This window comes from Micromonospora sp. DT41 (genome assembly GCF_049841715.1).
Lineage (GTDB): Bacteria > Actinomycetota > Actinomycetes > Mycobacteriales > Micromonosporaceae > Micromonospora > Micromonospora profundi.
Genome location: NZ_JBNCKU010000009.1, coordinates 253,173 through 267,692, shown reverse-complemented (window position 1 = coordinate 267,692; position 14,520 = coordinate 253,173). Strand labels below are relative to the sequence as shown.

10 protein-coding genes are annotated in these 14,520 nt (G+C 73.6%); 3 read left to right on the top strand and 7 right to left on the bottom strand.

Features of this window, described 5'->3' with window-relative positions:
- Positions 1–35: 35 nt before the first annotated feature.
- Positions 36–1,610 carry a leucyl aminopeptidase gene (locus ACLQ23_RS19185; protein ID WP_355628051.1) on the bottom strand — a complete coding sequence of 525 codons (1,575 nt, stop codon included), beginning with the start codon at positions 1,608–1,610 and terminating at the stop codon, positions 36–38.
- 161 nt (positions 1,611–1,771) lie between these two features.
- Between ACLQ23_RS19185 and gcvT the strand changes: the two genes are divergently transcribed.
- Positions 1,772–2,902 (top strand): glycine cleavage system aminomethyltransferase GcvT, encoded by a 1,131-nt coding sequence (gene gcvT / locus ACLQ23_RS19180; protein ID WP_355593195.1) that lies wholly within the window; start codon positions 1,772–1,774, stop codon positions 2,900–2,902.
- A 154-nt stretch (positions 2,903–3,056) separates the two neighbouring features.
- Here the strand turns inward: gcvT and ACLQ23_RS19175 are convergent, their stop codons facing one another.
- The 4 genes from ACLQ23_RS19175 to ACLQ23_RS19160 form a co-directional block, all read right to left on the bottom strand.
- Entirely contained in the window at positions 3,057–4,349 is a 1,293-nt protein-coding gene (locus tag ACLQ23_RS19175; protein WP_355593193.1) for a DUF2314 domain-containing protein, read from the bottom strand.
- Between the two features lie 66 nt (positions 4,350–4,415).
- Positions 4,416–5,189, bottom strand: a complete 774-nt coding sequence (locus ACLQ23_RS19170) for an adenosylcobinamide-GDP ribazoletransferase (protein WP_355593191.1) — start codon at positions 5,187–5,189, stop codon at positions 4,416–4,418.
- The gene (cobU, locus tag ACLQ23_RS19165; RefSeq protein WP_355593189.1) at positions 5,179–7,125 is read right to left on the bottom strand and encodes a bifunctional adenosylcobinamide kinase/adenosylcobinamide-phosphate guanylyltransferase; all 1,947 of its coding nucleotides are present in this window, start codon (positions 7,123–7,125) and stop codon (positions 5,179–5,181) included. Before cobU ends, ACLQ23_RS19170 begins: the two co-directional genes overlap by 11 nt.
- Positions 7,126–7,187: 62 nt before the next feature.
- A complete protein-coding gene (locus tag ACLQ23_RS19160) occupies positions 7,188–7,394 on the bottom strand; it encodes a hypothetical protein (RefSeq protein WP_053657931.1) in 207 nt (68 codons plus the stop codon).
- A 160-nt stretch (positions 7,395–7,554) separates the two neighbouring features.
- On the opposite strand from ACLQ23_RS19160, the gene ACLQ23_RS19155 reads away from it, so the two are divergent.
- Together ACLQ23_RS19155 and ACLQ23_RS19150 are read left to right on the top strand one after the other, a co-directional pair.
- Positions 7,555–7,755 carry a hypothetical protein gene (locus ACLQ23_RS19155; protein WP_355593187.1) on the top strand — a complete coding sequence of 67 codons (201 nt, stop codon included), beginning with the start codon at positions 7,555–7,557 and terminating at the stop codon, positions 7,753–7,755.
- Positions 7,755–8,552, top strand: a complete 798-nt coding sequence (locus tag ACLQ23_RS19150; RefSeq protein WP_355593185.1) for a site-2 protease family protein — start codon at positions 7,755–7,757, stop codon at positions 8,550–8,552. Before ACLQ23_RS19155 ends, ACLQ23_RS19150 begins: the two co-directional genes overlap by 1 nt.
- A 94-nt stretch (positions 8,553–8,646) precedes the next feature.
- Here ACLQ23_RS19150 and ACLQ23_RS19145 read toward each other — a convergent pair whose 3' ends face one another.
- The gene (locus ACLQ23_RS19145; protein ID WP_355593183.1) at positions 8,647–9,645 is read right to left on the bottom strand and encodes an aldo/keto reductase family protein; all 999 of its coding nucleotides are present in this window, start codon (positions 9,643–9,645) and stop codon (positions 8,647–8,649) included.
- 44 nt (positions 9,646–9,689) lie between these two features.
- Positions 9,690–14,459, bottom strand: a complete 4,770-nt coding sequence (locus ACLQ23_RS19140) for a WG repeat-containing protein (protein WP_425880881.1) — start codon at positions 14,457–14,459, stop codon at positions 9,690–9,692.
- Between the last annotated feature and the right edge of the window lie 61 nt (positions 14,460–14,520).

Genomic DNA, 14,520 nt, shown 5'->3' with positions numbered 1-14,520 from the left:
GCCTGGCGTTAAGAAGGGGCCCTTCCTTACACTTCTCAGCCGTTTGCGGCGACGTCCTCGACCAGCTGGACGAGCGTGCGGACCGGAACACCAGTGCCGCCCTTGGTCCAGTAGCCGGTCGGCTCACCCGAGTGGTAACCCGGCCCGGCGATGTCGATGTGCGCCCAGGCCACGCCGTCGGCAACGAACTCCCGCAGGAACACGCCGCCCTGGAGCATGTGCCCGGCCCGGTCCATCCCTGCGTTCACCTGCGAGATGTCCGCGACGTCGGACTCCATGCCCTTGCGGACGTCGTCCGGCAGCGGCATCGGCCACGCCGGCTCGCCGACCGCGTCGCCCACCGTCCGGACCCGCTCGCACAGCTCCGGGGTGCCCATCACGCCGGCCATCCGCTTGCCGAGCGCGATCACCTGGCCGCCGGTGAGCGTGGACGTCTCGAACAGGTAGTCCGTGCCGTCCTCGCACGCGCGGGCGATGGCGTCGCCCAGCACCATCCGGCCCTCGGCGTCGGTGTTGAGCACCTCCACCTTCTTGCCGTTGTACATGCTGATCACGTCACCCGGCCGGTAGCTGCTGCCCGACGGCATGTTCTCCGCCATCGGCAGGTAGGCGCTGACCGCCACCGCCGGCTTCAGCGCGGCGATCGCCAGCATGGCGGCACCCACCGCGGCGGCGCCCGCCATGTCGGACTTCATCTCCCACATACCCTGCGCCGGCTTGATCGAGATGCCGCCGGTGTCGAAGGTGATGCCCTTGCCGACAAGCGCGACACGCTTGCCGTTGCCGCCGCCCTGCGGGGTGTAGGTGAGCTTCACCAGCCGCGGCGGAGCCTCCGAACCCTGCCCGACTGCCACGATGCCGCCGTACCCACCAGCGGCGAGCGCCGCCTCGTCGAGCACCTCGACGTCGAGCCCCGCCTCCCGGGCGGCACCGGCAACCGCGTCGGCGAACGACGGGGGACGCAACTCGTTGGGGGCGGTGTTCACCCAGTCCCGGCTGAGCCGGACCGCACCGGCCACCGCCTGCGCCCGGGTGATCTCCGCCTGGGCGCCCGCGTCAGCGGCGTCCGGCACGGCGATGAGCACCTCGGCCACCGGCTCCCGCCGGGTCGGCTGCGGCCGGGTCTTGTAACCGGCGAACCGGTACCCGCCGAGCAGCGCCCCCTCGGCGACAGCGCGCAGCGCAGCCGGCGCGTCCGCGTCGTCCGGCAGCGGCATGGCGAGCGCCACCTTCGCGGCGCCGGCCACGGCCCGGATCGCCGAACCGGCCGCGCGGCGCAGCGCCTCCGGCGCCGGTGCGGCGCCCGACGGCTCCGGACCCAGCCCGACGGCGGCGACCAGCGGGGCGGTGACCGTGCCCAGGGTCGCCAGCTTGATCACCTCCCCTGGGGCGCCGGTCGCGCCGAGCAGCGCCAACGTCTCGGTCAGCTTGCCGTCGAAGGCGGCGGCGATGCTCTCCGCGCCGCTGGCGAGCAGCAGGGTGCCGGCGAGGCCGCTGGTGGCGCCCTGCTCTCCGGTCTGGCTGTGCACGCCGATCACGATCGCGTCGACGGCAAGCTCCGCCGGGTCGGTGTCGACCAGGCTCAGGGTGGTCGTGCGGGGGGATGTCACTGAAGCTACTCCGGGCGGGCCGGGCCGGTCGCGGCGTCGCGTACCGGCGGTGAAGGTCTCCGACGGAACCTACCCGCCGGACATCAGGGCTGTCCCGTCGATGCCGCCGACGGGTCCCGCCGATGCTAACCAGCGGCGTTGCCCCCGGTAAGTTGCCACCCATGACCGACGTGACCTCCGACGCCGCCGCGACCCGGCTGCGCCGATCCCCGCTGCACGAGCGGCACACCGCCGCCGGCGCCAAGTTCGCCCCCTTCGGGGGCTGGGAAATGCCACTGGAGTACGCCGGTGGCGGGGTGCTCAAGGAGCACACGGCGGTGCGTACCGCGGTGGGGGTCTTCGACGTGTCGCACCTGGGCAAGGCCCGGGTGACAGGCCCCGGCGCGGCCGAGTTCGTCAACGCCTGCCTCAGCAACGACCTCGGACGGATCGGGCCGGGTCGGGCGCAGTACACGCTCTGCTGCGACGACGCCACCGGCGGCGTGGTGGACGACATCATCGCCTACCTGTACGCCGACGACCACGTCTTCCTCATCCCGAACGCCGCCAACACCGCCGAGGTGGTGCGCCGGCTGCGCGCCGCCGCGCCGCAGGGTGTCACGGTCGCCGACGAGCACGAGGCGTACGCGGTGCTGGCAGTGCAGGGCCCCCGCTCGGGCGAGCTGCTGGCAGCCCTCGGCCTGCCCACCGAGCACGACTACATGAGCTTCTCCGCCGCCACGCTGGCCGACGTGGAGCTGACCGTCTGTCGTACCGGCTACACGGGCGAGCTGGGCTACGAGCTCGTGGTGCCGGCGGACGACGCCGTGACCGTCTGGGACGCCTTGTTCGCCGCCGGTACGGCCTTCGACCTGCGTGCCTGCGGACTTGCCGCTCGGGACACGCTGCGCACCGAGATGGGCTACCCGCTGCACGGGCAGGACCTCTCGCTGGACATCACCCCGGTGCAGGCACGCTCAGGCTGGGCGGTGGGCTGGGACAAGCCGGCGTTCTGGGGTCGCGACGCGCTGCTCGCCGAGAAGGCCGCCGGTCCCCGGCGTACGCTGCGCGGCCTGGTGGCGGTCGACAGGGCCATTCCGCGCCCCGGGATGACGCTGCACGTCGGTGACACGCAGGTGGGCGAGGTGACCAGCGGTACCTTCAGCCCGACGCGCAAGCAGGGCATCGCGCTGGCCCTGCTGGACACCGACGCGAATCTCGCCGAAGGCGACGTGATCGAGATCAACATCCGCAACCGCCGCGCCCCACTAACGGTTACCAAGCCGCCTTTCGTAAACCCCTCAGTGAAGTAACCCGCCCCGCCCGCCCCGCCCCCTGCCCCCTCTGCCCACCCCGCCTCGGTGATCATGAGGTTGACGGGCGCTTTGATCTTCCAGTGACCCGCTAACCTCATGATCAACGCATTGGTGAGCGGGGGGCAGGGGGCGGGCAGGGCGCAGGGGGCGGTTAGGGGGTTTTGGGGGGATTGCCGGAGTCCAGAACTGCTTGGGTCCAGCCGCCCTCGATCACTCCTGTCGCGTTCAGGACAGCCCAGTCGACTACGTCGGTTGCCTCGATCACCACGGGGGATCCGATCTTGACTGCCGGGTCCGTGGCGGCGTCGCTGGCGCTCACGCCGACTATGCGCTCCGGGGTCTCCCAGGAGGTGACGCCGGCCCAGACGTACTCCGGGCCGTCGTCACCGGGCAGCCCGTACTTGACCACCAGCTGCGACTCCGGCGGTAGCTGCCCGGCGACGAACCGGGCGCGGGCATCGCCCAACGCCGCACGGGCGGTGGCGACAGCCCGGCTCATCGCGTCGCCGGAGCGGGCGTACCGCACGTCCGGCTGGATCCCGGCGAACAGCGTCGCGCAGGCGGCGGCGTAGTAGCGCCCGTCCGGACCGGGATGCCCGGCCGGCGGGCGCAGGCTCAGGAACGAGTCGGCCTCCGGGTCGGTCGCCGGGTCCAGCTCCAGGCGCAGCAGCACCGGCGCGGTAGCACCGTGCTGCTCCGGATTGCCGTACGCCACGGCGATGTCGTGCCCGGTCACCGTCGCCAGCACCGGGAGCTGCACGAACGCGGGCACCTCCTCGCCGGACAGGCCGTCGGTCCAGTCCCGCAGCAGCCGCCGGGCCGCACCGGTCAGCACCGCACCCCAGGCGCGGGTGAGATGGTCGGGCACGCCCTGGGTCTGCAACTCAAGCAGCCCGAAACGGCGCAGCCCTTTCGTGGTGAACCAGAGCCCCTCGGTGTCCGAGGAGTACGGCACCAGCACCCAGTCGACAAGTCGGATCCGGCCGTGCTCGTCGGGGAGCGAGCGCAACGCGGTCGCCGGGTCGAGGAACTGCAGGCCGAAGACGTCCACCACGTCGCTGTCGACGGATTCCGCAACGGCAGCCGCGACCGCCCGGGCCGCCCACTCGTGCGCCGGTGGCCAGCCGGGCCGGTATTCGGCCTGCACCACCACCAGGTGTGTCGCCGCGGCCAGCCGGGCGAGCTGCGCCTCGGTGGCGCCGAACGCGGTGAGCAGATCGGGCGGCAGCTCGGGGAACTCGGTGATCGGCCGGGTGTCCACGCTCATCAGCGGGCTGTCCAGCATCTGCCGTGCGAGGCCGTGCACCGGCTCGGCCAGCCGGCCGGTAAGCGCGGCGACCGCGGTCTTCGCGCTGACCTTCGGCAGCCCTTCCATCGGCACCAGATAGGTCGCGCTGAGCGACTCCGGTACCGGTACGGGCAGGAAGTCGTCAGTGATGAGCATGTTCGTTCCCCCGGTGGCGGCGCCGGTGCTGTCGAGCCGAACGCTACCCGGCCGGCCCGGAGCTGTTCAGCCGGACAGCACCACACCCAGGTAGACAAGCGTGGTGATCACCTCGACTGTCGCGCCGAGCACGTCGCCGGTGATCCCGCCGAGCCGGCGTACCACGTGGGCCAGCAGCGGCACCGCGACGGCGAGTGCGGCCACGACGACAAGCGGCCCCTGCCACGGACGGCCCGGCACCGCCGGGACCGCCAGCAGCACGACGGCGACCGCGCCGACGGCAAGCGCCACCGGACCGACAGTGCCGGCCACCAGCGCGCCGAGCCCGTCCGGCCGGGCCGCCGGCACACCCCGCCGGCAGGCCACCGTCACGCCGAGCCGCCCGGCTGCTGTCGCGGCGACCACCGCCGCGAGGCACGCCGGCCAGGAACGACCGGCCAGCTCGGCGAGCGCCGCGGCCTGCACCAGGAGTACGACCACAAGGGCCACCACGCCGAACGGCCCGACGTCCGGCTTCTTCATGATTTCCAGGGCGGCGGCACCCCGTCGGTACGAGCCGAGGGCGTCCACCGTGTCGGCCAGCCCGTCCAGGTGCAGACCCCGGGTCAGCAGGGCGGCGGCGCCCACCGTCACACCGGCTGCCACAAGCGCCGGGGCGAGAGCGCCGACCAGCAGCAGGACACCTGCCAGCAGCGCGCCGAGCAGCGCGCCGACGGCCGGGGCGAGCGCCATGGCGGTGCCCGCCACCGTGCGGTCGATCCGTCCGGCGCGTACCGGAAGCGTGGTGAAGGTGGTGACCGCCAGCCGGGCTCCCGCGAGGAGCCGCGAGTCAGCCGGCACGCCAGCCCGACGCCGGCTGCGCGTCCGGCTCGGTGCTTGTCGGGCCCGGCCCGGCCGGCTCCGGTTCGACGAAGTCCGGCTCGGCGGCGCGGTCCGGATCGGTGGTCTGCCCGGGCTCGACGTCGTCGGCGTCGGTGTCGGCGTCGTCCGGGTCGGTTTCCGGCGTCGCCGGCTCGTCCAGGGCCTCGCCGCCGGCAAGCGACGGGTGCACCGGCAGCGCGGCTGCCAGCGCCAGCACCGAGCGCAGCAGCGGGAGCGCCACCAGCGCGTTGGCGCCCTCGCCGAGGTCCATCCGGAGGTCGAGCAGCGGGTTGAGGCCGAGCACGTCGGCGGCCAGCCGTACCGCCGGATGACCGCCGTGGTCGGCAAGCAGGCACCAGTGTCGCGCCTGCCCGGCCAGGTCACGGCTGACCATCCCGGCGGCGATTCCGACAGGCCCGTCGAGCAGCACCGGCACCCGCCGGGCGGTCGCGCCGAGCAGCACGCCGGTGGCCACCGCAACGTCGCCGCCGCCCAGCTCGGACAGCACGTCCTTCGCGCCGCGCGGCGAGTGTCGGGTGCGGTGCAGCGCGTCGCGCACCGCCGCGCAGCGGACCATCCAGGCCGCGTCGTCGATCGCCCCGGCGTCGGTGAAGACACGGCCCAGCACGGCCGGTGGTTCCGCGCCCGCAGTGGCCGCCAGCACCGCCGCCGCTGCCGCCTCGGTGCCGGCGCCGCACGCTGCCACAACCAGCAGTTGTACGCCCGCGTCGGCCGCCTGCTCCGCCAGCCGCCAGCCGTAGCGCAGTGCCGACTCCACCTGGTCGAGGGTGAGCGCAGGCCCGTCCTCGATCGGCGCGGCGGCCGGAGTGTCCACCACCTGGAGGCTCGCACCACTCTCGGCGGCCAGTCGGGCGAGCGCGCCCCGGCCTGCGCGGGCCTGCGCGGCCCGGCGCGCCGATTCGCCGGCCACGGCGCCGGCCGACGCCCCGCCGGCGTGGTCGCCGTGCAGCAGCAGCACCCGCACCGAACTCCAGGCTTGGGGGGTGGAGGTGCCCTGGGTGGCGGCGGCGAAGCCGACCACCCGGTCCAGTACGCCCAGCCCGGCGCCGGGTACGTCCAGCGTGGCCAGCCGGTCCACCGCCTGCGGTCCGGCGTACTCGTCGGGCATCGGCAGTTCCATGCCGGGCTGGATGACAAGCCCGGTGGACACCATCGGCAGTGCCATTGTGGGTGCGGCCCAGGGGTTGCCGGGCTCCTGGTTCGGGGCCACCGGCGGCGTGTGGGTCAGGACGTCGGGCAGCTGCACCTCGGGGGTGGGCTCGACGTCGATCGGGCTCGGCCCGGAGCCGACCGAGGCTGTCCCGGTCGCAGCGACAGCGGGTGCAGCCGCGGCGGTGGGCGGCACGGCTGCCGGCTTCAGCGGGACCGGCTGGCCGGCGACCACAAGCACCACCGAGTCGCAGGCGTCGGCGACCGCCCGGTTGACAGCGCCGAGCGCGTCCGTGAACGCCCGACCCAGCGGGGTGGTCGGCACCAGCGACAGCCCCACCTCGGGGCTCACCAGCACCACCCGCGCCGCGCAGGAGCCGATCGCCTCGGCAAGCTCGGCGACCGTCGCCAGGTCGTCGGCGGGCTGGTGGTCCGGGTCGAGCAGCACCGTCACCCAGCCACCGAGGTCGTCCACGAGCAGCGTCTCGTTGGGCTCGGCGGACGAGATCACATCCGCGAGCCGCCGCGGCTCCCCGGCGGTCTCCTCGCTGGTCCAGCTGCCCGGCCGCCGGGCGCGGTGCGCCGCGAGCCGGGTCGCCCACTCGGTGTCCTCCGGGTCGCCCTCCGGAGCGGTGGCGATGTACCGGACCACCGGCGCGTCGGCGACCAGAGACTCGGCGAACTCGGACTTGCCGGATCGGATCCCGCCGAGCACCAGGATCGTCTTCCACCCCTCAACGGACATGCTCGTACCTTAGAGCCAGCCGGAAGGCACCAACAGCACAGGTAGCGCTGTCCCGGCCCGGATCACCGTTCGCCGGGTGCGCGGTACTGATAGTCGTTGGGGTTCACGTCCGCAGGCTTCGGGTCCTCCTGCCAGAGACCTTCGCCGGGGCGGGCGAGCAGGGAATCGACAAGTTCCTCCCGGTCCATCTCCCGCGCGCCCTCGATGCCGCCCCGTACCGCGATGTTCCGCAGATCATCGGTGTCCCATTCCCGCAACGGCCTGCTCATCGTCCCGCCCCCCGTCGTACGCCGTCGGTCCGTGCCGATGCCGGCGGCATACCCTCAGGTACGCGCTGTGGAACCTCCGCACGGGCCGCTGTCAGCGTGGCCGACTACGCTTGCGAAGGTTCGTCCCGGCGGGACTTCAGCGGCGAGGGGAGACGCGCAGATGGCGTGGAGCTGGCGGTACGAGGGCACGGACGGCCAGACGGTCGAGGGTCCGGCGGAGTCGTTCGGCAGCCAGGCCGACGCCGAATCCTGGATCGGTCAGACCTGGCGTGAGCTCGCGGCGTCCGGCGTCACCTCGGTCGCGCTCATGGAGGACGACCGGTTGGACTACCGGATGAGTCTGCAGCCCGCGGCCGAGTGATGGGTTACGACCGGCCGGGCGGTGACGGGCTGGTGCTCGGCGTGCCCAAGGCGGCATTCCGGCCCAGCCCGGTCTTCCTCGGCCTGGTCGCCCTCTTCGCGGTCAGCGGTGCCCTGACCTGGAACGAGGTGGGCAATGTCCGGTTCAACGTGTTCGTCTTCGTGGTCACCGGCTGGCTGGTCTCGCTCTGCCTGCACGAGTACGCCCACGCGGTGGTCGCCTACCGGGCCGGCGACCGGGACATCGCCCACCGGGGCTATCTGACGCTCAACCCGTTCAAGTACACGCACCCGCTGCTGTCGATCGTGCTGCCCGTGGTGGTGGTGCTGCTCGGCGGCATCGGCCTGCCCGGCGGCGCGGTGTGGGTGGACCGGCACTCCATCCCGGGTCGGCTGCGGCACACGCTTGTCAGCCTCGCCGGCCCGGCCACGAACGTGCTGTTCACGCTGGTGTTGGTGGCCGCGGTGCGCTTCGGCACCCAGTCGGGCGGCCCTGTGGAGTTCTGGGCCGCTGTCGCGCTGCTGGGCTTCCTGCAACTCACCGCGAGCGTGCTGAACCTGCTGCCGGTGCCCGGCCTGGACGGCGGCAACATGATCCAGCCGTGGCTCAATCCGCAGTGGCGCAAGATGTACGACCTGTTCGCCCCGTACGGCTTCATCCTGCTCTTCGCGCTGCTGTGGAACCCGCGCATCGGAGGCTGGTTCTTCGATGCCGTCTTCGCCGTCGGCGACCTGCTCGGTCTGCCGTCGTGGCTCTACGCCACAGGCCTCGACCTGATCCGCTTCTGGCAGGGCTGAGCGGCTTACAGGGCTGAGCGGCCGGCGGGGCTGAGCGGGCTTTCCGGCCCGGTCGGGCGCGCCGATCCGCGCTGCTGACCGGGCCGGAGCCGCGTCAGGGCCGCTGGGCGGGGGACTCGGTCTTCGCCGCGTCCCGCTCGGTGATCGGATCGATGATCTCGTCGATCGCCTTGAGCAGCTCGGCGTCGAGCTTCACCCCGGCCGCCTTGACGTTGTCCTGCACCTGCTCGGGGCGGGACGCGCCGATGATCGCCGAGGAGACGTTCGGGTTCTGGAGCACCCAGGCCACGGCGAGCTGGGCCATGCTCAGCCCGGCCTGCTCCGCGAGGGGCTTGAGCTGCTGCACCCGGGTCAGCACGTCGTCGCGCATGAACCGGGAGATGAAGCTCGCGCCGGACTTCTCGTCGGTGGCCCGGGAACCGGCCGGCGGCGGCTGCCCCGGCAGGTACTTGCCGGAGAGCACACCCTGCCCCATCGGCGACCAGACGATCTGCCCGATGCCCAGCTCCTCGCTGGCCGGTACGACCTCGGCCTCGATGACCCGCCACAGCATCGAGTACTGCGGCTGGTTGGAGATCAGCGGGATGCGCAGCTCACGGGCGAGGGAGTGGGCGGCGCGCAGCTGCGCGGCAGTCCACTCGGAGACGCCGATGTAGTGCGCCTTGCCGGAGTGCACGACGTCGGCGAACGCCTCCATCGTCTCTTCCAGCGGCGTGCTGTGGTCGTACCGGTGGGCCTGGTAGAGGTCCACATAGTCGGTGCGCAGCCGACGCAGCGAGCCGTTGATCGACTCCATGATGTGCTTGCGGGACAGACCACGGTCGTTGCGGCCCGGCCCGGTCGGCCAGTAGACCTTTGTGAAGATCTCCAGGCCCTCGCGACGCTCGTTCTCCAGCGCCCGGCCGAGCACGTCCTCGGCCCGGGTGCCGGCGTACACGTCGGCGGTGTCGAAGGTGGTGATCCCCGCGTCGAGGGCGGCCCGGACGCACGCGAACGCGGCGTCCTCCTCGACCTGTGAACCGTGGGTGATCCAGTTGCCGTACGAGATCTCGCTGACCATCAGGCCGGAACGGCCCAGGTGTCGGAATTCCATGTACTGAACCTAGACCCAGTCGGTCATTACCGCCGACCTGCCGTTCAGAGCACCGGGTTGGCGTCGGTGAGCAGCCGGTCGATCTCCGCCAGCACCTCGGCGCGGTCGCGGTGCACCGGGTCGATGAGCGGCTCACCCTGCCGGTCCAGTGCGCCCCACCGGCCGCCGCTGCCGACCAGGAACGCCACCGGGTGGATGACGAGCATCGGGTACGCAGGCGGCACGAGCACCGCACCGGACCGGTCCACCACACCGCGCCGACCGGCCACGTCGACCACCACGAGGCCCTCGTCGGTGAAGCCGTCGACAGGCCCACCGTCGCTCAACTCGGTGACGAAGCCGTGGTAGCGGGTAGGCACCACGATCCGTCCGGTCCGGTCGACAGCGCCCCATCCCTCACGGCGTACCGCGGCCAGCCCGCGGCGGAACGGACGTACCTCTGCGAAGTTCGGCGGGACCTGCACCGCGCCGGTGGGGTCGATCGCCGTCCACCCGCCCTCGGTGACCACCCAGGCCAGGCCGTCGCTGAACGGGCGCGCGACGCGGTAGGACGGGGGGATCACCGTCGTACCGAGCAGGTTGATCAGGGACCACCGGTCGGTGTCCGGCCGCCGGACCCAGGCCAGGCCGTCGTGGAACGGCTGCGCCTCGGCGTACCGGGCGGGAATGACCACCTCACCGTCCTGGTCGACGTAGCCCCACAGTGGTCCGTCCTGGTCCGGCTGCGGGGGCCGGTCCCGGTCGAGCACCTCGTCCCGACTCCTGGGGTACGGGCCGAAGCCGTCGGCGGACGCTCGTTCGGTGACCGCGTCGAGCGCCACCCGGACCCGGTCCAGCAGTTCGGCGTCGCCCGCGCCGCGCAAGTCGAGGGCCCGCTCGAAGTGCTGGCAGGCCTCCATCAGCCGGCCCTGGTCGTAGCAGGTCCGTCCGGCGTGCTCGTGCAGGGCGGCCCGCAGCCGGTCGGGCAGCTCGATCGAGTTGGCCTCGGCGAAGAGTTGGTCGGCCTCGGCGAAGTCGCCGCGCCAGCGCAACACGTGTGCCAGCCGGGCCTGGGCCAGGGCGGTCCGGCGCAGTTCCCCGGTCGCCTCCGCGTAGGTGAGGGCGAGCCGGCCGTCGGCCAACGCGTCGTCCAGGTCGCCGAGGATCCGCGACGCCACCGCCCGCAGGCTGAGCAGCCGGGCTCGCGCCCGGTTGTCGATCGCCGAACCGAGCTTCTCGGTCAGCCGCCGCCGGATCGCCCGCATGTTGTCCGGCTCGGTCAGCTCCTCACGGAGGGTGACCGGGTCCAGCCGCCAGCGGTACGCCGCCAGGACCTGCTCCGGATCGCCCGGGTCGGCCAGAGACGGTCTTCTCGGCTCCGGCGCGGCGGCGGGCGGTGCCGGCATCGGCACGTCGGCGTCCGCCGATCCGGTCCGTGGTCCGGGAACCACGCCCGCAGGCGCACCCGACACCGGCTGTGCCGCAACAGGTGGCTCAGCGTCCTCCTCGGCATCGGTTTCGGCGCCCTCCTCAGTCTGCGCGAAGGTCGCCTCGACGGCCGGGTGGTGTGTGGGGGTAGCCGCGTCCGCCGTGGCTGGCGCGTGCGTGTCGGTCGGCGCCGGTGGTGCGGACGTCGGCCGGTCCGGGGGCGTGAGGTCGTCGGGCTCGCCGTTCGCCGGCGGTACGTCGAAGGTGTCTGTGCTCGGAAGCTCCGCGCCCTCTTCGTCGGTGTCGGTGTCGCGGGGGTGTTCGCTGTGGACCTGCGTTCCGGCATCCGCCGTACCCGCATGCTGTGCCTCGGTCAGGGCTGGCTCGACAGCGTCAACGGGCGGCGGCGTGGCCGCATGCACGCGGTACGTGCCCTCGTCGTCGTTCCCACCTGCCTGGTCGTCGTGGTCCGCGTCGAAGTCGGCGTCCACATCGACGTCGCGGTCCGCGTCGACCTCGTAGACAGGCGGCGCGGAGACGGGCGTGGCCGGGGGTGCGGAGATGGGCGTGGTCGGGGGTGCGGAGGTCGGCGTGGTCGGGGGTGCGGAGGTCGGCGTGGCCGGGGGTGCGGAGGTCGGCGTGGCCGGAGGTGCGGAGATGGGCGTGGCCGGAGGTGCGGAGATCGGCCTAGCCGGAGGCGCGGAAACGGGTGCCGTGACGGCGGAGTCGGGCCACCGGTCGGCGGCGGTAGCGGCGGCGGTGGGTTCGGCGTCCACCGTCGACAGGTAGTGCTCGTCCACCGGCCCGGACACAGGCACGGCCGAGCTGCTGAGGACCGCTCGATCGTCGGTCGCGTCGGCTGGATCGGTCGCGTCGGTTGTTTCGGTGGCGTCGGTCGCGTCGACCGTCCCGGTTGGCTCGGTGGTCTCGCGCTCAGTCGTCTCGCGTTCGGTCGTCTGGCGTTCGGTCTCGCGTTCGGTTGTCTCGACCCTGTCGGGCTCGGCAGGCTTGGCAGGGCCGAACCAGGCGTCCGGCTTCTGGGCCGGAACCTCGGCCGGTGGGGGAGCCGACGACGTGGGCGGCTCCGAGGGCGGCGGGGGTACGTACCGGCGCGGCACACCGGGGGCGATCGGAAGCGCCCGGTCGACGTCCACCTCGGGGGCAGGCGATGTGGGCGTCGAGAGCGGGCGGACGGCCGACGGGTCCGGGCGCTGCCAGGTGGGAGGTGGCGCGACCGCAGGCGCCACGTCCCGTCGCGCCTCGTCCGGCCCGGTGCCCGTGCCCGGACTGCTGCCCGTGCCCGGTCCGGGGTAACGCGGTGGCGCGGCGGGTTGGGCGGCGGCGGTGGGTGCCGGCCCGGTCGGCGTCCGCCGCTCGGACGGCTCACGCCAGTCAGGCGGCGGTGACGCTTCGCGTCGGTCGGTCGGCGGTGACGGCTCGTGTCGGTCAGGCCGCGGTGACGGCTCGTGTCGGTCGGTCGGTGACGGTTCGTGCCGGTCGGCGGGCACCGGGGCGGGGAGGAACTCCAGTCGGAGCCGGGCGGCCGGCGGGCCGGAGACAGGTACGTCGTGCGTCGGGGAAACCGGCACGGCCGACACCGGCCGATCCCGATCGTGACCGGCGGGAGTGGACGGCCGGCGCTCGTATTCGGTCGGGGCAGGCGAGGTCGGTGCGGCCGAGTTCGGGGCAGGTGTTCTCGGGGCAGGCGAGTCCGGGGTGAAGGCCGCTGGACGGTCCCGGCCAGGCGTGGCAGGCGATCCGGGGGCCGGCGATACCGGTCGTGCTGGCGAAACAGGTGCCGGCGATACCGGTCGCGCCGGAGAAACCGGGCGTACCGGACCAGCGCTGCCGGTGCCCGGCGTGGCCGGGGAGACGGGCGCCTGCGGGACCGGCGTGGCCCGGCCCGGTGCGGTCGGTGCGGTCGGTGCCGTCGCGGCGGGACGAGCCGGCCGGTCGTCGTACCGGGAGGGTTCGGCTGGTGCCCGGTCGGGTCGGGCTGGCCGTGGCGGCGCGCCCGTCTCGGGGCCACGGTGCGGCTCGGTGCGATGGCCGGGTTCCCGGGTACGGTCCGGGCGCACCGGACCGGGTGGCGGCCACGGAAGCATGCCGTCCGGTCGGGAGGAGGGCTGCACGCGGGGCTCGCGGTACGCCTCTGGCGGCGTCTCCTCGCGCGGCCGGCGATCGGGGTACGCCTCGGCGCGGGCCGCTGCCTCGCGCCGGTGCTGCTCGGCGTCGGGCCGGCGGCGTTCGTCCCGGCGCGCCTGCTCCGGTGCCTCCTGCTCGGGCCGGTGCCGCCATCCGCCGTCGGACGTCGGCGGCGTGCCGTATCCCTCGTCCGGGCGGTACCGCCGGTCGGCGGACGCGCCGGGGTTGCCGTCCGGTCGGGGCCGACCGGCCAACCCGGCGCCTTCGGCGGCCCGCTCCGGGCGGCGGAGGTCTTCCGGCCGTTCCATGCGGCGAACGTCGTCGGGCCGTTCCATGCGGCGAACGTCGTCGGGCCGATCTGGGCGGCGAACGTCGTCGGGCCGATCTGGGCGGCGAACGTCGTCGGGCCGATCTGGGCGGCGGGTGTCGTCGGGCCGGCGGTCCGGGCGGTGGCGCGAGCTGCCGTCCACGGGCGCCCACTGGCCCGCACCTTCGGCTGCCCAGCTGTTGGCAGGTCGCTCGTCGTGGCTGCGCGGCGGCCTGGCGTCGTACCTGTCGGGGGTGCGTCGGTCGTGGCCGGCGGCCTGTCGTTCCGATGTGCCCCGTCCGCGCTGCGTCTCGTCGGGCTCGGGGACCCAGCCGCTGTCGAACCGGGGCGCGGGGGAGACCGGCGGGGCGGCCGGATGTCCCCGGTCGGTCGGCTGGGGCCGGCGGCTGTCGTACCGCTCAGGAGCCTGCTGCTCGCGGTGCCAGGCGGCCTCTCGGGCCGGCCCTCGCTCGTCGCTGGGGCGTCGGTCGGACCAGGCGGTCCGCCGGTCCGACTCGGGGGAGCGGCGTTCCTCGCGCCGGGGCGGCTCGGGCAGCGGGCGGCGGTACGGTTCGTGGTCGTAGTGGGGGGTGTCGGACCGGCCGCGCGGCGGTGGCTCCAGCGGGCGGTCGTCACCTCGCGGCCAACTGTAGGCCGGGTTCCCGACCGGTTCGTCGTCCGGCCAGGAACGGTCGTGAGCCTGCTCGGCAGGGGGTTCGTCGGCCCAGGAGCGGCCAAGGTACGTGCCGTCCGGGCGGGTGGGTGCCAGCGGTGGCACCTCGGTGCGGCCGACAACTGTCGCGCGTCCGCGCGGCGGCGGAGGTGGCTGGTGGGATGCGCCGATGTCGCCGGGATAGCGCTGGCCGGGGAACTGGGGATGCCACTCGGTGGTCGGTTCGACCACCCAGGACGGTTCGTTCGGGTCCGGCCAGCGGTCGGTGTAGCGACCGTTCATCCGTTGGGCCTGTCGCCACATCCGGCCGCGAGGCCGATCTCCGATGGCGGTGCGATGCCCG